The sequence below is a fragment of the Vibrio sp. ArtGut-C1 genome (genome assembly GCF_002105475.1).
GTDB classification, from domain to species: domain Bacteria; phylum Pseudomonadota; class Gammaproteobacteria; order Enterobacterales; family Vibrionaceae; genus Vibrio; species Vibrio diabolicus.
Genome location: NZ_NCTH01000006.1, coordinates 120,848 through 145,077 on the forward strand (window position 1 = coordinate 120,848; position 24,230 = coordinate 145,077).

The following is a 24,230-nucleotide window of genomic DNA, read 5'->3' on the forward strand; positions in this document are numbered from 1 at the left end:
TTTGTGTTTTTAGGACAAATTACCGACTAAGTGGTTGGTACTGTAAGTTCGAATTAACGTCCCTTATTGGCACACAAGGATGATTGAGTCACCACGTCATTTGGGCATAAAAACAAACACAATAAGAAAGGAAGTCAATATGTCTTTGTCTCGTCGAGACTTTATGAAAGCTGCCTCTTCAACGGCTATTGTTACCGGGCTGGTGGGCTGTGGTAGCGATGCTAGTGAGTCTGTTGCGGTTACCTTTGAGCACGGAGTGGCGAGTGGAGATCCTACTCATACACAAGTAATCATTTGGACTCGTGTTACAACATCAGCGAGCTACGCAGATGTAAGCTGGCAAGTTTCATCTAACGAAAATTTTACTGATATCGTGCAAAGTGGCACTTTTGCCACAGACACGAGCCGAGATTTCACGGTAAAAGTCGATGTTCAAAATCTCAACGCAAATTCTCGCTACTACTATCGATTCATGGTTGGAGATGTCACTAGCGAAGTCGGGCAAACTCAAACATTACCAGAGGATGGTGTAGAAAAGGCATCCATGGCGGTTATATCTTGTGCAAACTATCCTGCAGGCTATTTCCATGTGTATCGAGAGATTTTAAATCAACATGAGCAAGACCCGTTTGATGTGGTGCTTCATCTCGGTGATTACATTTATGAGTATGGTGCTGGTGGCTACGCTAGTGAAGATGCTGAGGCACTAGGGCGAGAGCCAAGCAAAGGCACTGAATGTATTACCTTAGATGATTACCGAAAACGGTATGCGCAATATCGCCAAGATGCTGATCTGCAAGCGTTACATGCGAGCCTACCAATGATTGCTGTCTGGGATGACCATGAGCTTGCAAATGATACTTGGAAAAATGGTGCGGAAAACCATCAAGAAGAGGAAGGCAGTTTTAATGATCGTCGTGCAGCTGCGGCTGCCGCGTGGACAGAATGGTTGCCCGTTCGTGAAAACACTTTCTCAAACATGCTGATTTACCGTCAGTTTTCGTTTGGAAGTTTAGTCAATTTGATGATGCTCGATACGCGACTTGTGGGGCGTGATAAACCGTTGGATTACTTCTCGCTCAGCTCTCCAACGATGGAAGCGATTGGCGGTTTAGTTACTCAGTCGCGCAGTGAAGACCGAGAGCTGTTAGGCGCTGACCAACTCGCTTGGCTGATGGATGCGTTCAGTACGCACGACGCAACTTGGAATGTGCTAGGGCAACAAGTGTTAATGTCTCGTATGGAGCTGCCAAGTTCGGTGATGACCGCTATGTTTCAATTGTTTACTGCCACTGAAGACCAAAAAACAGAGGCGTTATTAGCGGTAAACTCTGCGATTACGGGTTATCTCTCTGACCCAAGTTCAGATACCATTTCTCTCCCGTATAACCTAGATGCATGGGATGGTTACTACGTTGAGCGAGAGAAAGTTTATCAACTGGCCAAAGCCAACAGTGGTAAATTTGTCTGCTTGGCAGGAGATACGCACAACGCATGGGCAAGTGAGCTTAAAGACGTATCTAAGCATCCTATCGGGATAGAGTTTGCAACTAGCTCGGTGAGTTCCCCTGGGCTAGAGGCCTACCTAGCGTTAGATCCTGTTGCGATCGCTCAAATGGAATACACGTTGCCGCACTTAGTGTCAGAATTACAGTGGGCAGATATCAAGCAGCGTGGCTTTATGCGCGTTACTTTTACGCCCGACAAAGCAGAGTCGACCTGGTATTTCGTATCAACGATTAAAGACAAAACATATCAGGTGACGACCAAGTCAGCCTCCACAACAGATGGCACTACGTTAAATATCGGCTAAACTGAGCTTAATACGAAAAAAGTCCGCAGGCTAGTGCGGACTTTTTATTGAAAAGCGTTTAGCTAATCTAGCGACAGTGCTAGTCAATCAATCCGTATTCTTTGCTCAGAACTTCGATGATTTCCGCTTTCGGATTCTCACTCAAATGAATCGGCTTGCCTGTAATCTTCTCGGCAATACCAATGTAGGTGCTCGAAATCGCCATCAAAGATTCGACGGGTAAAGCATTATCACGAGCGAGTGCTTCGCGCTCTGGCATACGTTCTTTGTTTAGCAAGATATCTGGGTCAGGGAAGTGGTTAAGTAGGAACTGGCGGAAACCTTCTTTTGAGTTCTCTACGATGTGACCTGCTTGGTACTCTTTAGCATCCCATATACGAGACGAGTCTGGTGTACCCACTTCATCCATGTAAATCAGCTTTTCATTGCCAGCGGCATCATGAACATAACCAAATTCGAATTTGGTATCGACAAAGATTTGGTCGATTTCTTCTAACGCTTGGCTGATAACGTTAAAGCCTTCTTTCAGCAGTTTTTCGTAGAGTGCGATATCGTCGGCACTTGAGAAGTTAAATGCTTCGTAGTTGTCTACGATGTTTTGACGAGTAATATTCACGTCATCCGCTTCTGGCACACAGGGAATACCTTTTAGAATGCCTTTTGTGGATGGGGTCATGAGCAACTCTGGCAGTGCTTTGTCTTTTCCTAACCCTTCAGGAAGTTGGATTCCACAAAACTCGCGCTCGCCATTTGCGTAAGCGCGCCACATCGAACCCGTGATGTATTTGCGGCAGATGGCTTCGATTTTTACCGGTTTGGCTTTTTGTACAATCCAAACAAAAGGGTGAGGAATGTCTAGAATATGGCTATCTGCTAAGCCATTTTCTTTGAACAGTTTGAACCAGTGATTAGAAATCGCATTAAGCGCAGCCCCTTTACCCGGGACACCATTAAGACCACCTTCAGCATGCCAAATACAATCGAATGCAGAGATTCGGTCGCTAATCACCATGATAGCCAAAGGCGCATCTGGAGCGACATCGTATCCTTTTTCTTTGATCAGTCGGGCACTGTCTTCTTCAGTTAACCAGTAAACTGAACGAACTTTTCCGCTGTGAACGGGTTTATGGGTGCGAATTGGCAGGTCGTCATTGACGGCAAGTACTTGATTAGCAAGGCTCATTGCGATATTCCTATCATCTTAATCAAACGTCAGAAAGAGAAGATATTCAGCAAAATGTGGGCGCTGAATAAATCGAATGTGGGCATCATACCAGAACTATTTTAACTCGCCAGAGAAAAAGCAAACGTTTGCTTATTTTCTTTAATACAAAAAAAGCCCCCTTAAAAAGGAGGCGAGATGCAGGATGGATAACGTCGAACTTATTAGTGGTACTTATTAACTCTGCCTTCGACGAAAAAAACCTCACACTGATAGCGCTGCGCCATGTCGCGCAACATAGATTGATTCATAAGTGCAATTTTATTTGATGCGACAACAGCACTGGCATTACCTGATCGGATGGCTTTGATCACGATCTCGACTTCTGAAAGCTGTTGAGAAGGCTTCATTTGAATCACGTTTTTACAGCAAATATTAGAAGCAGTGAGTTGTTCAAAGTCTGGACGAGGGCAGTCTGCTGTAAACAAAATCCATTGTTTCTGCTGCGATAAAACAGCCAGCTTAGATAGAAGCTGATCCGAAACGGCCATGGGCTGAGTTGCTTGTGCCAATACGTTGTAACGAGAGTATGTATGAGATTGACTTTGTAACTGCATCTTACTGTTCCTTTATACATGCTGTATGTGTATACAGTAGTTTGTTTTGACGACCTGATCAACCCGTTTCTCAAAAGTTATTTGCGTTTTTTTGAGAAGGAAACAAAAGGATTTTATTTTAAGTATCTGAATTTATTTGGTTATTTTTCATTTTTGATATGTCTAACATCAATTTAAAAATGTGAGATGAGTAGAAAATTGGACGAGATACATACAGGGGGTCACTACTGTATATACAGGTGTTTTTTCACGGGCAGTGGTTTGTATACAGTAGGAGAGGGGCTGATAACCGATGCGACATGCTATGTAGGATAGGAGGGAATACGAGATAGAGATTGGAAATAGGGCTTGGCCGATCAAAAAAGCGCCTTAAAAGGCGCTTTTGAAAATCAGTTCCGTTGATTCCGTCTTGCTTAGCTCGCTCGTTGCAAGCGTTCGCGCATTTGTAATTCGCCTTGGTTAAATAGGCGCACGTCGATTTTTGCCATGTCGTAACAAGCTTTACATGAGTAATGGTGCTTGCCATCTAAATAATCGTGACGAGTTACAAGACTAGGTTTTTTACACCAATCACAGGTGCCTTCTTCAGTGAACATTGATTTTCTCCCCACCTAGATTAATTTGAGTCGTTAGGTGTTATTTTGCGCTGAGCATTATGGCATAAAAGCGAGACTTAAGTTAAATGTCTGTTAATTTGTTTGAGAGGGAGATCGATTGCGGCGCTTGATTATATGGGTCTAAAAGCATGCTAGCCAAAGTGTCTCGACCTGTTTTTACTGTTTTGTAACATTTTGTGAGACAAGCTTAAAGGCATGATTGAGTCGCTTCATTTCTTCTTCACTGCCTCTTGTGTCCGGATGATAAAGCTTTGATAGCTGTCTATAGCGTAGCTTTATTGCTTGTAAATCAGGGATGTGTTGTGGTGTGTAGCCAAACATGGCGCATGCGACGCTTAGCTTATGGTTCTCTGCCTGGGTTTTGGATTTCTTAAATTCTTTGAATACTTTCTCTAGCTGGCGTTTCAGTTGCTTGTTCGTAAACTCTAGCTCTTTAACTTTTGCCGCCATTCGCTGATTTTGGCTTTCCTCTTTGGCTTCACGCGCTTTTCTATTCTGCTTATGTTTCTTGATTACGAAGAAGCTTAAGCCGCTGATGATGAGTATCGCCGCTAGCCAGATCAGCCATAAAAACTGCGAGTATTCTACCTTGGGGTTTGCAACTGTGCTTTTCTCTTCTTGTGTTTGTTCAGCCTTTTTATCGAGCGACTTTATTTGCGAGACTTGTTTAGCTCGCAGTTGGTTGAAGCGCTGCTCTAACAGTTGATTATATGCTTGTTCTGCTGCTGGATTATGCTGAGAAGCCATTTGATACAAGGCTTCAGTCAATTGAGAAGTTGTGACCTTATCTTGATTGCGCTGAATAAAGTTAGCGAGAAGAAAACCTCGATCGGTTGGGTCATTGAGTGCGATAGAGGTTAGCCAATATAACGCTTGTGTTTCATTTTTTTCGCCATTTATCCCTTTAGCAAAGTCGTTCGCGAGCTGTTTTTGCGCAGGGAGGTAACCTTGGTTGGCGGATTGCTCTAGCCAGTAGCGTGTTTCTGTTGAGGCTTCAGCTTTGTTTGATGCCAATAATTGTTGTGCGTACTCGTATTGTTCTATGGGGTCATTTGGAGCTTGAGAGGCAAGCGAGTAACCAGAAAAGCAGAGGCTAAATAAGCAGAGTAGGGCAGACGTTTTGACAGACATTGATATGTCAGGCCTAACGATTATGGTTAGGCCTGCTCCGGTAATTTTTTATTATTACCGCTATGGTGCAACCAAATTACTTCAGTGGCAAGATCTGGATTTCAACACGACGGTTGCACGCACGACCTTCAGAAGTTTGGTTTGAGCAAATTGGGTTACGTTCGCCGTAGCCACGTGCAATTGCACGACCAGGTGCAACGTTTTGAGATACTAGGAATTGACGTACGGACTCTGCACGACGCTCAGACAACGTTTGGTTGTATGACTCACTGCCTGTGCTATCAGTGTAACCGTCGATAACAAGGCTGGTATCTGGGTATTCAACCAAGATGCGAGCAACACCGCGTAGAGTATTATGAATGCTAGCATCAAGCTGGTAAGAGCTTGAAGAGAAGCCGATACCATTTTCCATACGCAATAAAAGCTGGTTCTCACCAACACGCTGAACCTGTACACCAGAGTTTAGCAAAGCGCGACGCAATTCTGCTTCTTGTTGGTCAAAGTAGTAACCAACGCCAGCGCCAGTCGCACCGCCTGCGGCCGCACCAATGAGCGCATGCTGACGACGTTCTTTAGCGTCATCGCCCGTTGCTAGACCGATTGCTGCACCAGCGATAGCACCAATAAGCGCGCCTTGCGTGGTTGAGTTAGTTTCGTATTCACCCGTTGTTGCATTTTGGCGTTGAGTGGCTTGACAGCCAGTAAGAGCTAGCACTAGAGCTAGTGCAATAGGCATCTTTTTCAAGGGAAAATCTCCGTATAAAACTGAGGCGAAACCATGCCTCATAATGGGATGCGAATTATGAATAAGTAAGCATTGATATTTGTTATGAGAAAGTAAGATTGATAAGAGTTTCTGTAAGAAAATTCTTATCGTTACTATCACAACTTCAAAAAGTAGGTCCCAATAACATTAGAATATTGGAATCTACGTCAATCAATTGCTGCTCTGGTTATTTCGATGGATTGCCCAACATTTTACGCGCTTGCTCGCCGCCAACACCACGGTTAACGGAGACTCTTCTACCTTTTTTCAAGCCCACTTCGTAGTCTTCGGTTAGGTTTTTCATCGCTTCTTTCAGTTGCTTCTTGAAGGTTTCGCGGTCAATGTTTTGGAATTCTTTATCAATATAATCATTGATTTTGTTGGCCGACTCTTCGTCTGGAGAAATGACTGGAAGTTTCTCTATTGCGCCCTCTACCCAGCCAGATACAAATGAGTTCACGCGGCGAGTCACCTCTTGAGAAGAGGTGCCCGTACCTGCGAAACTATTTCGGAATTGTCCGGTACTTTCGTTCATCTCGCGATAAATAATATCGAAAGCAAATGCAGCAAAAATCGCGCGATCTGCTTCACCGATAAACTCGACACGTTTGAGCCCTTTGTGATTCAACAACACCGCTTCAACACCGAATTTAGTGTTAATGCCGCGAATCACTCGCAATATGGTAGAACTGATATTCGCTGGTAGTAGGTGGGAAGATTGTGTTTTCCCCATTCTGATAAACTCAATATCGTCCTTATCCAGACCATATTTGAGCATGAGGCGATGTGCCATTTTGATAGCATTGGCAGCCTCATTAACATTAGCGGAATTGCCCAGTTCTAAGCACTTGGCGATTTTTTTCAGAGCTTTTTGTTTATCCATCGACAACCAGTAACGAAAGCAGAAAATTTATGAAGTCAGACATATTACCTTTTTTGACATAAAAACGAAATACAAGGTGGTAGTGAAGGTGGTTTACGAACATAAAAAGAAGCCCCGCGGAAGGCGAGGCTAGGCGTTTTAGTTCGTCATAATCAGTATGAAGTCGTACTTGTGTCTAAGAAGCCATTCTTCATTAAGATTAGTTGGAATTACAATCCGAGCTGGTTGAGTAAATCATCGGCGTCATCGTTTGAACTCGACGATTTAGATTCTTTCTCAGCCATATTTTTACGTGTTGCTTCTAAAATGTCGTCTGGATTTTCGTCTTCTGCGATTTCAAACTCTTCTAGTTGGATGAACTCAGTTTTGTCCATCGCCAACTCTAGGTAGAAAATGTTGTTATTTTCGGTGGAGAACGTCACTCGGCGAGCTTGAGGGCGGTCAAGGTTGGTGTCAACTTGTAAGATGACTTGCTTATTCAGCGCCATCATTTTTGGCTGGTTTTGTGTGATGTTCGTTTGCAGCTCTTTACGAATTTTATTGGTGAAATCTCCAACCAGTTGGTTCATTAGCTCACCCAGAACATCTCCCACCTCGTCAGAAGTATGAGATATTGCCAGTTCTTCTTCTGGCATACCCATATTACGCATGTAGTTGGTGTAGATCTCTAATGCGGCTTTTGCCGTAAAGTTAATTACGACCAGCCCGGTAAACCCGCCATCAAACAGAACAAAACAGCCAAAATCTGGCTTGAGGCTAGTCTTGTGGATTTTTTGCACCATTGCAGAGTAATTTACTTGAGAAGATGTCGCCGAAGTAAGGACGCCAGAAACAGACTGGCAAAGTTTGAGAAGGATATCTTCAGTGGTCACAATTTTATTTTTTTTCATTCTGAAAACTCATCTAGAAACGCGATTCGTTCCCCAATGTAAGGCATCAAGCGTGAAAAAATAAAGCATAAGTTTAATTATTGTATCGAGATTCTGATTTGCTCGTCTTTTTAAATGTTGTAAAGTGACGAAATTCAAAGAATATTACTTCACTTACTCTTTTGTGGTGTTTTGTTTCGCTGAACGCCAACTTGTATGAGAAGTGAGCAAATAATTACATAACCCGCAGCTGATCGGATTCAGCGTCGTAGGGGCAGGAAGCAAATGTTACCAAGATTACACTCGCAAACTGATGTCGATCCTCTTGTTCTTAGTTTTCTGAAAGAGCTTGAGCACGCCGGATTCACTGGTGATATCGAAAGCCAATATTCAAGCCGACTCGCGGTTGCCACTGACAACAGTGTTTACCAGCAACTTCCTCAGTCTGTCGTTCATCCCAAAACGACAGAAGATGTTTCTCTCCTCGGGAAACTGAGCAATAAAGAAAAGTACGAACGAATTACCTTTTCACCTCGTGGTGGCGGCACAGGGACCAATGGTCAGTCGCTAACCAAAGGTATTGTGGTGGATATGTCTCGCCACATGAACAAAGTGCTTGAGATTAATGAGAAAGAAGGCTGGGTTCGTGTACAAACTGGTGTAGTGAAAGACCAGTTAAATGATGCGGTTCGCCCTTACGGTTACTTCTTCTCTCCAGACTTATCTACCAGTAACCGTGCAACGATTGGCGGTATGGTCAACACTGATGCTTCTGGTCAAGGTTCTCTGAAATACGGAAAAACATCCGATCATGTATTGTCGCTACAAGCGGTGTTTGCTGATGGCTCAGTTTTAGAATCAGATCTGTCCAACGGCTACCCCAAAGAAGGCGAGTTTGCTGCCAAGGCGCTACGAGTAACGGAATCCGTATGTCGTGAAAAACGCCAGCAGATCGTGGATAAATTTCCTCCGCTCAACCGCTTTTTAACGGGGTACGATTTAAAAAATGCCTTGAATGAAGACGATGACCGTTTCGACATCACACGAGTGCTGTGTGGCGCGGAAGGTTCATTGGCATTTATTACTGAAGCGAAGCTAAACCTGACGCCAATTCCGAAAGCACGTACTTTGGTTAACGTTAAATATAACAGTTTTGACTCTGCGCTGCGTAATGCACCGTTTATGGTCGAAGCGAAAGCGCTATCTGTAGAAACCGTTGACTCGAAAGTACTTAATCTCGCGAAGCAAGATATCGTCTGGCACACCGTGAGTGATTTGCTTACCGATGTTCCAAACAAAGAGATGCTTGGCATCAATATGGTGGAATACGCAGGTCAGGACGAAGAAGAGGTTGCTGCGCAGGTTGCAGCGTTGACCGCCAAGCTCGATACCATGTTGGAAACAGAAGAAGCGGGCATCATCGGCTACCAGGTTTGTAACGATGTAGCGAGCATTGGGCGTATTTACAACATGCGTAAAAAAGCGGTGGGTTTGTTAGGCGCAGCAAAAGGTCGTGCTAAACCGGTCGCATTCGCTGAAGATACCTGTGTGCCACCAGAAAACCTGGCAGACTTCATTGTAGAGTTTCGAGAGCTGTTAGACAGCAAGTCTCTGAATTACGGCATGTTTGGCCACGTCGATGCCGGGGTGCTTCACGTACGTCCTGCGTTGGATTTGTGTGACCCGCACCAAGAAGCATTGATGCACGAAGTTTCTGATGAAGTGGTTAAGCTGGTGGCGAAATACGGCGGTTTGATGTGGGGTGAACACGGCAAAGGTTTCCGTTCAGAATATGGCCCTGAGTTTTTCGGTGATGAGTTGTTTACTGAGCTGAGACGTGTGAAGGCGGCATTCGATCCACACAACAAAATGAACCCGGGCAAAATCTGTACGCCGCTTGATAGTGATGCAGAGTTAGTAAAAGTTACCGATACCAAACGTGGTTACTTCGATCGTCAGATTGACGTTCAAGTACGTGACAGCTTTAAGCAAGCGATGGAGTGTAACGGTAACGGTTTGTGTTTTAACTACGATACCAGCTCGCCAATGTGTCCATCGATGAAAGTAACAGCCGATCGTCGTCATTCACCGAAAGGTCGTGCGGGTTTGGTTCGTGAGTGGTTGCGTCAGCTCACTGAACAAGGCATTGATATTCTTGACTTAGAAAAGCAAACGCTAGAAAACAAAACATCAATCAAAACCATGATTGACCGCGTACGTCATTCTATCAATCGTCGTCACGAATACGATTTCTCCCACGAAGTGTATGAAGCGATGAATGGTTGTTTAGCGTGTAAAGCGTGTGCGAGCCAGTGTCCGATTAAAGTCGACGTTCCGAGTTTCCGCTCACGCTTTTTAAACATTTATCACTCTCGTTACCAACGTCCAGCAAAAGATTATCTGGTTGCGAACATAGAGACTATGCTGCCGATGATGGCGAAAGCGCCAGGTGTCGTAAACGGTGTTTTGAAGCAGTCGTGGGTCAAGAGCTTAACGGCTTCAACAGTTGGGTATGTCGATGCGCCGTTGTTATCAGTACCTACATTGAAACAACGAGTAGAGTCGCTGACAACGCCTTATGATCTGCAAGCGCTCAGCGGTTTGTCTTCGTCTGAAAAGAGCAAGCATGTTTTAATTGTTCAAGACCCATTCACTAGCTACTACGACGCCGATGTTGTAGAAGACTTCGTTAAATTATTGAAAAAGCTGGGTATGCATCCGGTGCTTCTGCCATTTAAGCCGAATGGTAAAGCACAACACATTAAAGGCTTTCTACGTCAGTTTAAGGATACAGCAGCCGATACAGCGAAGTTTTTGGCGATGGTAGCGGATCTGGATATTCCATTAGTTGGTGTCGACCCTGCATTGGTGCTGTGTTATCGAGATGAATACGCTGAAGTACTTGGCAGTAAGCGAGGTGATTTCGATGTACTAACGGCCCACGAATGGCTTTACCCAAGACTAGAAGCGTTTGAAAGCGGAGAGCATAACGCGCAGGAACCTTGGTATCTGTTTGCGCACTGTACTGAAAAAACCAAAATGCCGAATGCGGAAAAAGAGTGGGGCGCTATTTTTGCTCACTTTGGTGCGGTTTTAAATACGGTACCGGTTGGTTGTTGTGGTATGGCGGGTACGTTTGGTCACGAGGTCGATAAGTTGTCGATGTCGAAAGACATTTACAATTTAAGCTGGAAGCCAAGCTTAGATAAGTTAGATAACGAGAGATGTTTGATTACTGGCTACTCTTGCCGCAGCCAAGTGAAACGCTTTGAAGGAACAAAGCCCAAACATCCCGTTCAGGCGCTGTTAACTTTGATATAATCACATCAAATTAAGCCCAGTTTTACTGGGCTTTTTTAGAAGTCACATACAACAATTTCAAAGGATATGAATCTTGAGAAAACTTGAACTCAAAGTCCCACCTGTTGCGGTGTTTTTGTTGGTCATACTACTCATGTATGGACTGACAGTTCTGGTGCCGAGCCTGAATATTAGTGTGCCCTTTGTCGAGGTTGTGGTTGGCGGGTTAACTTTGCTCTCTGGTTATATGGGCATTGCTGGTGTGTATGAATTCCATAAAGTAAAAACGACGGTTAACCCTGTAAAGCCTGACACGGCCTCTTCCGTGGTGAGAACTGGCGTATTTTCTTTTTCTCGCAACCCGATGTATATGGCGCTACTGCTTCTAATCATTGCAATTGGTTTGTGGTGGCAGCACTTGAGTGTGGTGCTTTGTAGCGTTGTATTTGTCAGTTATATGAATCGATTTCAAATCAAGCCAGAGGAACGTGTTCTAGAGCGATTGTTTGGTGAAGAGTATCTGGATTACAAAAACCACGTCCGCCGCTGGATCTAAGCATTGCGTTTAGTTTTATTTGGATGAGACATAAAAAGAAAGCCCAACGATCGACGTTGGGCTTTCTTTTAGTAAACACGTTTTTTGAGCGCTTCTGATAGGGCAGTCGATTAGGCTGCCTTAACGAACTTTGCTAGGAATGCATCCTTACGTTCATTGAAACGGCGTACAAGATCGTCAACCGCTTCTTGGTCATATGGCTTCAAGCCGCTTGCAACCATGCGCTTGATGCCTTTGCCAACGACTTCACCGTCTTCTTTGAACGCAAAGTTTAAGGTGACTACCCCACGTTTACCTTCCACGTCGAATGTTGCGCCAGTGAAATCCACTTCTGGATGTGTAAGGTCTAAGCGTGAAAATTCAACTTCCATGCTTTCATAAATAACTAATGGACGTTGGCAGTTGATCATCATTTGCTTCTCTTCCATAAGAGGAACCATGATGTGAGGGAAGTTCATGCCAGAGAATTGCACGTAATTTGTTACGACATGCTCAATAAATGCGGGATCGTGGTTAGTCTCACCTTCACGGGACATGTGTAAGTATTCTTTACCTGCCTCGTCAACAACGGCGCTTTCTTTTTCACACTTATTTTCAATATGAAGTGCTACACCATCGTTTACCATGCCAGAGAAGTTAAAACGCATTTTTTGGCTGACGCCTTCTTTACTAAGAAGCACTGCGAAAAGTAAGTCCCCAGGGACACAAAAGCGTTTGTTGTCTTCATCGTGGATTGGGTTGTAGTCACCTGCGACACGTTTTGCAAAGTGGCTTGCTTGTTCGCGAGTGAACTGAAACTGGTGATTAGTGTTTGAAAAATAAGGTGTTAGAAACATAATTTTTACGTAGTAACCAAAACTGTGTGGGATTATATGCGAATATCTGCGTAGCAATGGTCCATCCAGTGAAAACTTCACCGTATCCTAACAATAAGACACTATTTCGGCGGATAAATCGTTAAAAACGCATACTTTAGCAACGCTTTTATTTGTGAAAGCAATAAACAGCGACTTTATTACGTCGGCTATTTTTAAAAGTATAGCAATAACAATATGCAAGTGTTCATAAAGATCGCTGGGAATACGTTTAATGAGGAGATAAAAAAGCTCCACGCGAAACGTGGAGCCTTCAAATTATCATCCGGTTTTTAGATTAAGTGCTGGTAATGCTGGATTACTGAACACTTGGTAACAGACTCTCTGGCATGAGCGTGTTGTGAATAGCCAGCTTAAGCAGAGTATTGGCCTGTTCAATGTCCGGCGCAAAGTAGCGATCTTTATCGTAGAACGATACTTTTTCACGCAACATTTGTTTGGCAATCTCGATACGCTCAGAGGACTTGTTTGGTGCTCTAAAGTCTAGGCCTTGTGCTGCTGATAGGTATTCGACCGCTAGAATACCGCGAGTGTTTTCTCCCATTTCTTTCAATCTGCGAGCCGCGAAGGTTGCCATTGAAACGTGATCTTCTTGGTTTGCTGATGTTGGCAAGCTGTCTACTGACGCTGGGTGAGCGAGCGTTTTGTTTTCGCTTGCTAGCGCAGCAGAGGTGACTTGGGCAATCATGAAACCAGAGTTCACACCGCCATTATCAACTAAGAACGGTGGTAATTTTGATAATGCGCTATCGATAAGCAATGCCATACGACGTTCAGACAGGCTGCCGATCTCAGCAATCGCCAGTGCTAGGTTGTCAGCTGCCATTGCAACAGGCTCAGCGTGGAAGTTACCGCCAGAGATGATGTCGTCATCTTCAGCAAACACCAACGGGTTATCTGATACGGAGTTTGCTTCTACTTGCAATACTTCTGCAGCGTTGCGGATTTGCTGCAAACACGCCCCCATTACTTGAGGCTGACAGCGCAACGAATACGGGTCTTGCACTTTTTCACAGTTAGTATGCGAATCACCAATGTCACTTGATGTATCCAATAGATGACGGTAGGCCAGTGCTGCGTCCATTTGGCTGCGATGACCACGTACACGGTGAATGCGTGGATCGAATGGACGTCGGCTGCCGAGAGCGGCTTCGACAGACATTGCGCCACATACTGTAGCCGAAGCGAAAAGATCTTCCGCGATAAACAGACCTTCTAATGCGAACGCTGTTGATGCCTGGGTACCATTTAGCAGCGCTAAGCCTTCTTTCGGCGCCAGAGTTATGGGTTCTAGACCTGCGATTTTTAACGCTTCTTGCCCAGAAATGATGTTACCGTTGTGACGAGCTTGTCCTTCACCTAGTAATACTGTGCTCATATGGGCCAGAGGAGCTAAGTCACCTGATGCGCCGACAGAGCCCTTTTTAGGTACGCAAGGGTAAACTTGTGCGTTAACTAGGTCGGTCAGCATATTAATGACTTTTAGGCGAATACCAGAAAAACCACGAGACAGACTATTGATTTTCAATACCATCATCAGACGAACCGTTTCGTCTGACATAAACTCACCGATACCTGCTGCATGAGAAAGAACGATACTGCGTTGCAGAGTTTCTAAATCTTCTGGTGCTATTCGTGTGTTAGCCAATAGACCAAAACCAGTGTTAATTCCGTAAACCGTTCTATCTTCCGCGATGACACGATCCACTACTTGCGTGCTTTCTTCAATGGCCGGAATGGCTTCAGGATCCAAAGTAAGGTTGACTGGTGAACGGCTCACTTGGCGTAGTTCGTTTAAGCTAATATGACCTGGCTTTAGCGTTAAATTTAACATCTCTTTCATCCTTACTTGAGCTTCTTCAGTTCTTCGTTGAGCATTGGCAAATCTAGCCCTTGCTCTGCTGCACATTGTTTAGCAATATCGTATCCCGCATCAGCATGACGCATCACGCCTGTTGCTGGGTCGTTATGCAGCACGCGGGCAATACGTTTTGAGGCATCTTCACTGCCGTCACAGCAGATAACCATACCTGAGTGTTGCGAGAAGCCCATACCTACGCCACCACCGTGGTGCAGTGAAACCCAAGTTGCGCCGCCCGCCGTATTGAGTAGTGCGTTTAATAGTGGCCAGTCTGATACGGCGTCAGAACCGTCCATCATGCCTTCTGTTTCTCGGTTCGGGCTTGCTACGGAGCCAGAGTCTAAGTGGTCACGACCAATGACAACAGGCGCCTTAAGTTCGCCATTTTTCACCATTTCGTTGAATGCTTGACCAAGACGCTCACGATCTTTAAGACCAACCCAGCAAATACGCGCAGGTAAACCTTGGAACTGGATGCGCTCGCGAGCCATATCTAGCCAGTTATGTAAGTGCGGATTATCTGGAATTAGCTCTTTTACTTTTTGGTCGGTTTTATAGATGTCCTCAGGATCGCCAGAGAGAGCAGCCCAACGGAAAGGACCGATACCTTCGCAGAATAGAGGGCGAATGTAGGCTGGAACAAAGCCAGGGAAATCAAATGCGTTTTCTACGCCTTCTTCCAAGGCCATCTGGCGGATGTTGTTACCGTAGTCGAGTGTTGCGGCGCCGCGATTTTGTAGCTCTAACATGGCTTGAACTTGCACTGCCATGGATTTTTTGGCTGCTTTAACAACCATTGCTTCATCTTGCAAACGCATTTCTGCCGCGTGAGACATGCTCCAGCCTTGTGGTAAGTAGCCATTGAGCGGGTCGTGTGCAGATGTTTGGTCTGTTACTACATCAGGCGTGATATTACGTTCTACCAACTCAGAGAAAACGTCTGCTGCATTACCTAGTAGACCAACTGATACTGGTGTGTCTGATTCTTTGATGATAGCAAGCGCTTCATCTAAAGATGTCGCTTTCTTATCGACATAGCCTGTACGTAGGCGGTAATCGATACGCGATTCATCACACTCTACCGCAATCATGGAGAAGCCCGCCATCGTACCAGCTAGAGGTTGAGCACCACCCATACCACCAAGACCGCCAGTTAGAATCCATCGGCCTTTTGCTTCGCCGTCAAAGTGCTTTTTCGCAACAGATACGAATGTTTCGTATGTGCCTTGTACGATACCTTGCGAGCCAATGTATATCCAGCTGCCAGCGGTCATTTGGCCGTACATCATCAAGCCTTGTTTATCGAGCTCGTTGAAGTGTTCCCAGTTTGCCCAATGAGGAACGAGGTTTGAGTTTGCGATAAGCACGCGTGGGGCGTTTTTATGGGTAGGGAAAACACCAACAGGCTTGCCTGATTGAACTAAAAGCGTTTGGTCATCTTCGAGTCTTTCAAGTACTTCAACAATCTTGTCGTAACATTCCCAGTTTCGTGCTGCACGGCCAATGCCTCCATATACAACCAGCGAGTGTGGATGTTCTGCAACATCAGGATCAAGGTTGTTCATCAGCATACGAAGAGGGGCTTCGGTTAGCCAAGATTTTGCGCGCAGTTTATCTCCGTGAGGTGCACGAATTGTTCTGCTTGTATCAAGTCGTGGATCTTGTCCCTGGCGCTGTGTCATTTCAGACTCCTTTAGTTTCTCGTGATGACCAAGTACTTGCTTGGTCGTAATAATAAGCGGCATCTAGGATGCGTTATGGTTTGTGTTGCTTTTCCGCCATCGCGTTGGCGATATCCCAACACAAACGGGCAGCTAAGCGTGCAGTTTGACTATCGACGTCATAATTAGGGTTGTATTCGGCGATATCAGCCAGCATGAGCTTATTTTTGTAATGAAGAATTCGATCTAAAAATGGTGCAATTGTGTCGTAACTTACTCCTCGAGCCGCAGGGGCGCTGACCCCTGGTGCGGTTGCGGCGGGAAATACATCCAGATCAATGGTCAAATAGAGGTAATCACAGTCGTCAATAAAATGTTGAAGCTGGGTTAAGTGATAACTGTGGTTTAGGTAGCAAAGCTGATTATCTTCTACATACCAAACATTTAACGCATCTGCTTTTTCAAATAGCGCTTTAGTGTTGCTACTGCGGCTTACGCCAATGCAAGCGTAATGAAAGTCCCAATCGTTACGTTGGCAAAAATGATGAATTTGGTTGAAGGGAGTGCCAGAGCTTGGTTTGATGTCGGCGATGCTGCTCTCGAATGCGCGTAAATCGAAATGCGCATCGAAATTTATGATACCGATTTTAGGCTTCTTCTCTGGATAGTGCGCTTTAAAATACTCCGCTAAGCCGGAAAACGAGGCCCACGCAATCTCATGCCCGCCACCTAACACGATGACAGGCGTATGAGGTAGTGCGCTTGAAATGGTTGCCGCACATAGAGATTGGCTCTCTTCCAGTAAGTCGTCTTCGCACACCACGGTGCCTAAGTCATATAGTGGGACGTCTTGGTGCCATGCTAAATTAGCGAGTGCTCGTCGGATTAAGTCTGGCGCTTTTTTCGCGCCAATGCGTCCTTTGTTTCTCGCTACGCCAGCATCCGTAGCAAAACCCAGTAATGAGACGCCATGCGCAACTGCCCCTAACTCATCTGCTTTCTGGCGTTGAACCACGTGATGAATTCGCTGACCAAGCTTGCCGTCCTCGGCATCATGACGGCCTTGCCAATGAAATAGGGGGGAGTGTAGGTCGAATTGAGACATATTATTGGCCTCCGTGTGAAATGTATTCACCATTTACTATACGACCTACTAGACGTTTTGTTCCGACTTGATAGCTTAAATCTGCAGGACTTTCGATATCCCAGATAGAGAAGTCCGCATCAAACCCTACTTTGATGGTGCCACGTGAGTTTTGATAACCCAGAGCTTTGGCTGCATGTTGCGTTACACCACGCAGAGCTTCTTGCGGCGTAAGGCGAAATAGTGTGCACGCCATATTCAGCATGAGTGTGAGATCAGAAAACGGTGATGTACCTGGGTTGACATCCGTAGCAATTGCCATCGGCACGTTATGCTCTCTCAACAACTCAATCGGTGGTAACTGAGTTTCTCTTAGAAAATAAAAAGCGCCAGGCAGTAGAGTGGCGACAGTGTTTGAGCGAGCAAGTGTTTTAACACCTTGCTCATCTAAAAACTCGATGTGATCCGCTGACAGACCGTTGTATTGCGCAGTGAGGGCTGTACCACCGAGATTCGAAAGTTGCTCTGTATGCCCTTTAACCTTTAAGCCGTGGCGTTTTGCAGCTACAAACACTTTTTCTGTTTGTTCAAGATTGAAACCAATCGATTCACAAAAAACATCGACACTCGTGGCTAATTCTTCCTTTGCGACAACAGGGATTATGTCCTGACAAATGTGCTCAATATAGTCATCTGCACGGCCTTGGAACTCAGGCGGAATGGCGTGAGCGGCAAGAAGTGTAGTGGTGATTTTAACTTTGCGCTCTTGTTCAAGCATTTTGGCTGCACGGAGCATTTTTACTTCGTCATTCAGTGTCAATCCGTAGCCTGATTTCACTTCGACAGAAGTGACGCCGCTCGCGAGTAGCCCGTCTAAACGTGGCAACGCTAACTCAACTAATTGCGCTTCGGTTGCTGAACGCGTCGCATGCACCGTTGAAAGTATCCCACCGCCTTGTTTGGAAATTTCTTGATATGGCACGCCGTTTAAGCGCATTTCAAATTCGTTGGCACGATTGCCCGCATAAATAAGATGAGTGTGGCAGTCGATCAAACCTGGCAGAACTAACTTGCCTTGAAGGTCGATACTCTGAGCGTAATGTTGGGCAGACAGCAGAGACTCGGTTTGCGGTTCGTCTTCACCAATTGCACAGGTGCTGATCGCAACGATTTTTCCAGATTGAATGCCAATACGAGCAGGAGACGTTGGCAGATAACCGCGCTCTCCCGACTGCATGGTGACCAGACGTGCGTTTTCAATCAGCAAATCCATGTTTGTGTCCCTGTGTTTATTTGTATCATTAAATGTATATACAAATAAATAGAGCAAAATAAGAACACTGACAAGATTGATGTTGCTAAAATGTGATCAAAACGTAGATCTATAGGACCAATCTTGTCATTAAATGAGCACTTTTGAGCTCAGCTTATATTTGTTACCAGGGTGATAAAGTAGGGCGGTACTGACTAACTTATCTTGGCTCCACGTTCTGCGATTCAAGAGAAGGCAAGGCTCATTGGCTTGCATTTTTAAGTCTTGCTTAATACGGCCGTCAGGCACAATTGCCTCTACGGTATGCTCAATAGCGCTGAGTGGGCAATTATCTGACAGGTATTGATTCGGAGTGATTTGTGTGAAGTCTTGATTTAAATAACTCGGGGCATATTGGCTGTTCACCCAGCGGAGTTCCAATTGAATAGGCGTTTGGTCTTCATAGTGAATGATTTCACTGTAAAACACCGTTGTGCCAAGCATGACGCCGAGTTTTGTCGCAATGCTGTCATCTGCTTTTATGGCAACTTGTTTGAGCACTTTACTGCTATATTGTCGCCCTCGGTCGCTGACTTCTTCGGCAATGTTTCGAATGTCTAACAGAGGAGATTCTGACTTTTCACCAGGATTACACACAAACGTACCTAAGCGTGGGCGACGTTGTAATCGGCCCTCATTAACTAAGTCCCGAATTGCTTTGTTCACTGTCATTCTACTGACACCAAATTGCTCGGTAAGCTCAATCTCTGTGGCGATACGATGACCAACTATCCACTCTCCAGCATCAATTTTATCGAGGATAAATTGTTTGATTTGAATGTAGAGTGGTGCAGACATAATGATTCCCTTTTATTTGACTATACAAATACTGCTTAATTTAGGTACAAATTGCAAACATTTCTCGACGAATGCACCACTTAGTGACAGAACAATCCTATTGTGGGGCTGAATGATTCTTGCTGTTGAGCATTATTTGGATTGATGATGGAATTCGAACATTTTCTTGTGGTCTATTGCTTGCAGAGTATAAAACAATTGTGTAAACAAACGATTATGAGAAGAAAAGTCGCTAAAAAGGAAAAACATGTTTAAAAAATTGAAAGCATCACTGGGGATCGGTTCTGCAAAAGTAGATACGATTTTAGACGAAATGAGCGTGTTTCAAGGAGCGACGCTGAAAGGGCATGTTCATATCAAAGGCGGAGACGTCGAACAACAAATTGATGCTATTACTATTAAATTGAACACAGAGATGAAAGTCGAAGTGGATGATAGCGTAAGTTACCAAACGTTCACTATTGATCAGCTGAAGGCGGTAGACCCCTTTGTGATTCAACCGAATGAAGAGAAGCAGGTTCCGTTTGAGCTAAAACTGCATGATGAAACGCCAATTACTGCGGTTAGCGCACTTAAGAATCAATGCCATGTTTGGGTTGAAACGACGTTAGATATTGATTTTGCGATTGACCCGCGTGACCGTGACTATATTGAAGTGAAACCACTACCAGTAGCATCTCGCGTTATTCAAGCGATCGAGCAAGCTGGTTTCACTATGGTTAAAGCCGATGTTGAAAAAGGCTTTTTGCGCGGTGGCTCGTTTGCTTCTCGCTCTGGAATTTATCAAGAGCTAGAGTTCCGAAATAACGGCTTTATCTCATCAAAAGAAATTGAGCTTTCTTTTATTCTGGAAGGGCAGGTCATGCATTGTTTGGCGGAGATTGACCGTTCGCTCAGCTTGGCTGGTGACCAATATCGCTCGTTTACGTTGCCGATCAATGCAACTGATGCTCAAGTCGCTGCCGCGGTTGCACCAACGCTAAATCTATAGTTCTCATCAACTTGATGAGAATATGTACCGATATCCTATTGTGAAAGCGATATCGGTACTGTTATCCATGTTTCGTGCGTTCTCTACGGCTAAAAACTCAAGCGCGGAGTTTTCCATTAGATATCGATAGCCTAATACCAGTTCATTAGAGGCATCAGCAAACTCTGCGGGTCCTTCTGTCGAGCCTTGATACCAATGGTATTCAAACATCAGGTGGTGGTTATCTTCCAATGCATAACGGTACCCAGCTGCAGCTGCAATCGTATTATGCCGATAGGGTAGATCCAGCAAGGCGCGATCATCTGAGCGAAAAGTCATGCCAACCATCGAGTAAAATGCATGGGCGTCACTCAAATAACTGTAATTTATTTGGAAGCCTTGCTCGAAATTACTGCCTTGAAAAGTCCCGTGAGCAACATCATTAAAATATAAGCTGCCACCAATAGATAGGCCGTGATGTTCATTCTGAAACACTTGATATTGCAAATAAGTAGATAAGTTGTTGGCAAGCGTTTGTCCTTCGAAATCATCTTCTAGCACATCATATTGCGGCATTGAAATGTAAAAACGATCTCTGTCTACTTTGTCTCGGCCATTCTGTCCGATACCGAAAAGGTTATGGAAGCTTTTAGTCAGTCCATCTAAATGGTTATCAGCGGCAAAAACCCACCGATAATTGAGTTCCCATTGCCAACTGCTATTGATTTGCCACTTGCTGCCAATTTCGATTTGGTTGTGGTAATAATCCAGTGCGTATTCATCAGTATGAGCCCAAACACTGGCCACGGTTCCTGAGCCATAGGTTTCGACAAAATCAGAGGGAAGGCTATGCCCTGAGCGCAGTATATTGGTATGGCTAACCACTTGCATCGGAGATTGTGCGTAAGAACGTAGCGGCCCATACAGGTCATTTGATGCCATGGCTGGTACACAGCATATCGAAGTGCTTAGAAGCCCCATAAAGCGAGATTTGAAATAGATCATGATGAACACCTACATGCAAACTACTCAATAAAACAACTATATACCTAAATTGCACTTTGAGGTGGAACTAGGTGTGCTGGGTCCTGTGTTGGTTAATATGTATCAGGAACTATTATACCAGTTGTGTATTCAAGTTCTATTGGGAGGGGGGAACTCCGTTTACAAATGATGTGAGCCCTTAAGAATAATCATCAGATTGTCGCAACGAGGCCTGAGGTTAAGTTCTTATGATAAAACAAAATCGCGCTTTGCAATCTAAATGTGAGCTAGGTACAATCCCATTTTCGATAACGGTCCGGTATTCGTGTTACCGAGAGGCCTTTATTGACTCTCAACTATTTTCAACAAATAGCTTCTAATTTGAATAACATGTGTTGCTTGGTGTGCAACACCACTGTAAAGGACATAGCATGCCTATTATTACTCTTCCTGACGGCAGTCAGCGTCAATTTGACAACCCAGTTTCTACTATGGAAGTTGCGCAATCGATCGGTCCTGGTCTTGCAAAAGCAACGATCGCTGGTCGTGTAAACGGTAACCGCGTTGATGCGTGTGACCTAATTGAAGAAGACGCAAGCCTTGAAATCATCACCGTAAAAGATGAAGTAGACGGTCTAGAAATCGTTCGTCACTCTTGTGCTCACCTTCTTGGTCACGCTCTTAAGCAGCTTTACCCACAAGCTAAAATGGCGATTGGTCCAACCATCGACAACGGCTTCTACTACGATATCGACCTAGATGAGTCTCTAACGCAAGAAGATCTTGAAAAGATTGAAAAGCGTATGAAAGAGCTAGCGAAAACCAAGTACGAAGTTGTTAAGAAAAAAGTAAGCTGGCAGGAAGCGCGTGATACGTTTGAATCACGTGGCGAACCATACAAAGTGGAAATCCTAGACGAAAACGTATCTCGTGATGATCGTCCAGGTCTTTACCACCATGAAGAATACATCGACATGTGTCGTGGTCCTCACGTTCCTAACATGAGCTTCTGTCAACACTTCACCCTATTGAATGTGGCAGGTGCTTACTGGCGTGGTAACAGCGACAATAAAATGCTTCAACGTATCTACGGTACGGCTTTCCACGATAAGAAAGCACTGAAAGCGCATCTAACTCGCCTAGAAGAAGCGGCGAAGCGTGACCACCGTAAGATTGGTAAGCAACTAGACCTATTCCACATGCAGCAAGAAGCACCGGGTATGGTGTTCTGGCATCACAATGGTTGGTCTATTTTCCGTGATCTGGAAGTATTCATCCGCGCTAAGCTAGATGAGTACGGTTACCAAGAAGTAAAAGGTCCGCTAATGATGGACCGTGTTCTTTGGGAACGCTCAGGTCACTGGGATAAATACGCTGATGCAATGTTCACAACTTCTTCTGAGAACCGTGAATACGCAATTAAGCCAATGAACTGTCCAGGTCACGTACAGATCTTCAACCAAGGTCTAAAATCGTACCGCGACCTACCGCTACGTATGGCTGAGTTCGGCTCATGTCACCGTAACGAACCATCTGGTGCACTACACGGCATTATGCGTGTACGTGGCTTTACTCAGGATGATGCTCACATTTTCTGTACTGAGAGCCAAATCCAAGAAGAAGTAACAAACTGCATCAAGATGGTGTACGATACGTACCAAACATTTGGTTTCGACAACATCGTAGTGAAACTGTCTACTCGTCCAGAGAAACGTGTAGGTTCAGATGAAATCTGGGATCAATCTGAAGAAGCATTGAAGCAGTCTCTTGAATCGATGGATATCCCATACGAAATTCAAGAAGGTGAGGGTGCGTTCTACGGTCCTAAGATTGAATTCACACTATACGATTGTCTAGACCGTGCTTGGCAGTGTGGTACTGTCCAGCTAGACTTCAACCTACCAGGTCGCCTAGGCGCTACTTATGTAGGTGAAAATAACGAACGTCTTGTACCGGTAATGATTCACCGTGCGATTCTAGGTTCACTAGAGCGCTTCATCGGTATCCTTATCGAAGAATATGCTGGTTTCTTCCCAACTTGGTTGGCGCCAGAACAAGCAGTTCTTATGAACATTACTGATAAACAGTCAGGTTATGTTCAAGAAATAGTACAAAAACTACAAAAAAGTGGAATTAGAGCTAAAGCGGACTTGAGAAATGAGAAGATTGGCTTTAAAATCCGCGAACATACTTTGAAGCGTGTACCGTATATGCTTGTTGTTGGTGACCAAGAAATGGAAGCTGGCGAAATTGCAGTACGTACTCGTAAAGGTAAAGATCTTGGTAAATTTAAAGTGGATGATTTTATTGCATACATCCAAGACGAGATCTCTAGCCGTAAGCTCAATCTGGAGGAATAAGCTATTAAAGGCGGAAGACGTGGCCAACAGCCGGTAAAACAAAACCCGCACCGTATCAACGGTGAAATTCGTGGTATTCGTGAAGTTCGACTAACAGGCGCTGACGGTGAATCAGTTGGTGTTGTATCGATTCAAGAAGCCATTGCAGCTGCTGAAGAAGCTGGTATGGATCTCGTTGAGATCAGTCCTAACGCCGAGCCACCTGTTTGTCGTGTGATGGACTATGGTAAGTTCCTCTTCGAGAAGAGCAAAACTGCTAAAGAGCAGAAGAAGAAGCAAAAGCAGGTCCAGATCAAGGAAGTAAAATTCCGTCCTGGAACTGATATTGGAGACTATCAGGTAAAACTACGCAACCTGACGCGTTTCCTTGAAGAAGGCAACAAAGTGAAGGTAACAATTCGCTTCCGTGGCCGAGAGATGGCACACCAAGACATCGGTGTTGACGTTCTAAATCGTCTTAAGGAAGATACTGCAGAACTTGCTGTAGTTGAATCTTTCCCTAAGAAGATTGAAGGTCGCCAGATGATCATGGTGCTAGCCCCTAAAAAGAAGTAATTAACGGCTCATCAAGTAATTAAAACCTAGCCGCTTTCCTTTCGATAAAGGCATAA

General features: G+C 44.8%; 20 protein-coding genes. 6 read left to right on the forward strand and 14 right to left on the reverse strand.

All coding sequences use genetic code 11. The features are described 5' to 3' along the window. Positions 1-139 precede the first annotated feature (139 nt). A complete protein-coding gene (locus B7360_RS07390; protein WP_085343149.1) occupies positions 140-1,813 on the forward strand; it encodes an alkaline phosphatase in 1,674 nt (557 codons plus the stop codon). Between the two features lie 79 nt (positions 1,814-1,892). Here B7360_RS07390 and B7360_RS07395 read toward each other — a convergent pair whose 3' ends face one another. The 7 genes from B7360_RS07395 to B7360_RS07425 all read right to left on the reverse strand — a co-directional run bounded on the left by B7360_RS07395 (position 1,893) and on the right by B7360_RS07425 (position 7,879). Further along, the gene (locus B7360_RS07395) at positions 1,893-2,996 is read right to left on the reverse strand and encodes a phosphoribosylaminoimidazolesuccinocarboxamide synthase (protein WP_085343152.1); all 1,104 of its coding nucleotides are present in this window, start codon (positions 2,994-2,996) and stop codon (positions 1,893-1,895) included. A gap of 203 nt (positions 2,997-3,199) precedes the next feature. Continuing rightward, on the reverse strand, positions 3,200-3,592 hold the full coding sequence (locus tag B7360_RS07400; protein WP_012841914.1) for a SulA-like leucine-rich domain-containing protein: 393 nt from the start codon (positions 3,590-3,592) through the stop codon (positions 3,200-3,202). 413 nt (positions 3,593-4,005) lie between these two features. Continuing rightward, a complete protein-coding gene (locus B7360_RS07405) occupies positions 4,006-4,188 on the reverse strand; it encodes a hypothetical protein (protein ID WP_005377960.1) in 183 nt (60 codons plus the stop codon). Positions 4,189-4,365: 177 nt separating this feature from the next. Next, positions 4,366-5,340, reverse strand: a complete 975-nt coding sequence (locus B7360_RS07410) for a J domain-containing protein (RefSeq protein WP_085343154.1) — start codon at positions 5,338-5,340, stop codon at positions 4,366-4,368. A 76-nt stretch (positions 5,341-5,416) separates the two neighbouring features. Next, positions 5,417-6,076, reverse strand: coding sequence for an OmpA family protein (locus B7360_RS07415; protein ID WP_005377956.1), 660 nt, complete (start codon positions 6,074-6,076; stop codon positions 5,417-5,419). A 217-nt stretch (positions 6,077-6,293) separates the two neighbouring features. After that, on the reverse strand, positions 6,294-6,989 hold the full coding sequence (locus B7360_RS07420; RefSeq protein WP_005395879.1) for a DUF2786 domain-containing protein: 696 nt from the start codon (positions 6,987-6,989) through the stop codon (positions 6,294-6,296). Between the two features lie 209 nt (positions 6,990-7,198). Further along, positions 7,199-7,879: a DUF3334 family protein gene (locus tag B7360_RS07425; protein WP_006742601.1), complete on the reverse strand. Its 681-nt coding sequence runs from the start codon at positions 7,877-7,879 to the stop codon at positions 7,199-7,201. A gap of 264 nt (positions 7,880-8,143) precedes the next feature. On the opposite strand from B7360_RS07425, the gene B7360_RS07430 reads away from it, so the two are divergent. Together B7360_RS07430 and B7360_RS07435 are read left to right on the forward strand one after the other, a co-directional pair. After that, complete coding sequence (locus B7360_RS07430; protein ID WP_085343155.1) at positions 8,144-11,179, forward strand: FAD-binding and (Fe-S)-binding domain-containing protein; 3,036 nt, start codon at positions 8,144-8,146, stop codon at positions 11,177-11,179. A gap of 73 nt (positions 11,180-11,252) precedes the next feature. Then, on the forward strand, positions 11,253-11,714 hold the full coding sequence (locus B7360_RS07435) for an isoprenylcysteine carboxylmethyltransferase family protein (RefSeq protein WP_085343157.1): 462 nt from the start codon (positions 11,253-11,255) through the stop codon (positions 11,712-11,714). A 110-nt stretch (positions 11,715-11,824) separates the two neighbouring features. On the opposite strand, the gene B7360_RS07440 is transcribed toward B7360_RS07435, so the two are convergent. The 6 genes from B7360_RS07440 to hutC form a co-directional block, all read right to left on the reverse strand. Further along, a complete protein-coding gene (locus tag B7360_RS07440) occupies positions 11,825-12,550 on the reverse strand; it encodes a DUF3581 domain-containing protein (RefSeq protein WP_005395883.1) in 726 nt (241 codons plus the stop codon). 337 nt (positions 12,551-12,887) lie between these two features. Continuing rightward, positions 12,888-14,423: a histidine ammonia-lyase gene (gene hutH, locus B7360_RS07445; RefSeq protein WP_012841910.1), complete on the reverse strand. Its 1,536-nt coding sequence runs from the start codon at positions 14,421-14,423 to the stop codon at positions 12,888-12,890. Positions 14,424-14,434: 11 nt separating this feature from the next. Then, entirely contained in the window at positions 14,435-16,132 is a 1,698-nt protein-coding gene (gene hutU / locus B7360_RS07450; protein WP_005395885.1) for a urocanate hydratase, read from the reverse strand. Between the two features lie 73 nt (positions 16,133-16,205). After that, entirely contained in the window at positions 16,206-17,216 is a 1,011-nt protein-coding gene (gene hutG / locus B7360_RS07455; protein WP_085343159.1) for a formimidoylglutamase, read from the reverse strand. Position 17,217: 1 nt separating this feature from the next. Continuing rightward, complete coding sequence (gene hutI / locus B7360_RS07460) at positions 17,218-18,468, reverse strand: imidazolonepropionase (protein WP_085343161.1); 1,251 nt, start codon at positions 18,466-18,468, stop codon at positions 17,218-17,220. Positions 18,469-18,597: 129 nt separating this feature from the next. Beyond that, on the reverse strand, positions 18,598-19,305 hold the full coding sequence (gene hutC, locus B7360_RS07465; RefSeq protein ID WP_085343163.1) for a histidine utilization repressor: 708 nt from the start codon (positions 19,303-19,305) through the stop codon (positions 18,598-18,600). A gap of 247 nt (positions 19,306-19,552) precedes the next feature. Between hutC and B7360_RS07470 the strand changes: the two genes are divergently transcribed. Further along, positions 19,553-20,296 (forward strand): sporulation protein, encoded by a 744-nt coding sequence (locus B7360_RS07470; protein WP_005385491.1) that lies wholly within the window; start codon positions 19,553-19,555, stop codon positions 20,294-20,296. A 6-nt stretch (positions 20,297-20,302) separates the two neighbouring features. Here the strand turns inward: B7360_RS07470 and B7360_RS07475 are convergent, their stop codons facing one another. After that, positions 20,303-21,280, reverse strand: a complete 978-nt coding sequence (locus B7360_RS07475) for a DUF3187 family protein (protein WP_085343165.1) — start codon at positions 21,278-21,280, stop codon at positions 20,303-20,305. Between the two features lie 410 nt (positions 21,281-21,690). Between B7360_RS07475 and thrS the strand changes: the two genes are divergently transcribed. Both thrS and infC read left to right on the forward strand, forming a co-directional pair. Beyond that, positions 21,691-23,619 carry a threonine--tRNA ligase gene (gene thrS, locus B7360_RS07480; RefSeq protein WP_005395892.1) on the forward strand — a complete coding sequence of 643 codons (1,929 nt, stop codon included), beginning with the start codon at positions 21,691-21,693 and terminating at the stop codon, positions 23,617-23,619. A gap of 3 nt (positions 23,620-23,622) precedes the next feature. Then, a complete protein-coding gene (gene infC / locus B7360_RS07485) occupies positions 23,623-24,174 on the forward strand; it encodes a translation initiation factor IF-3 (protein ID WP_074191168.1) in 552 nt (183 codons plus the stop codon). Positions 24,175-24,230 lie beyond the last annotated feature (56 nt).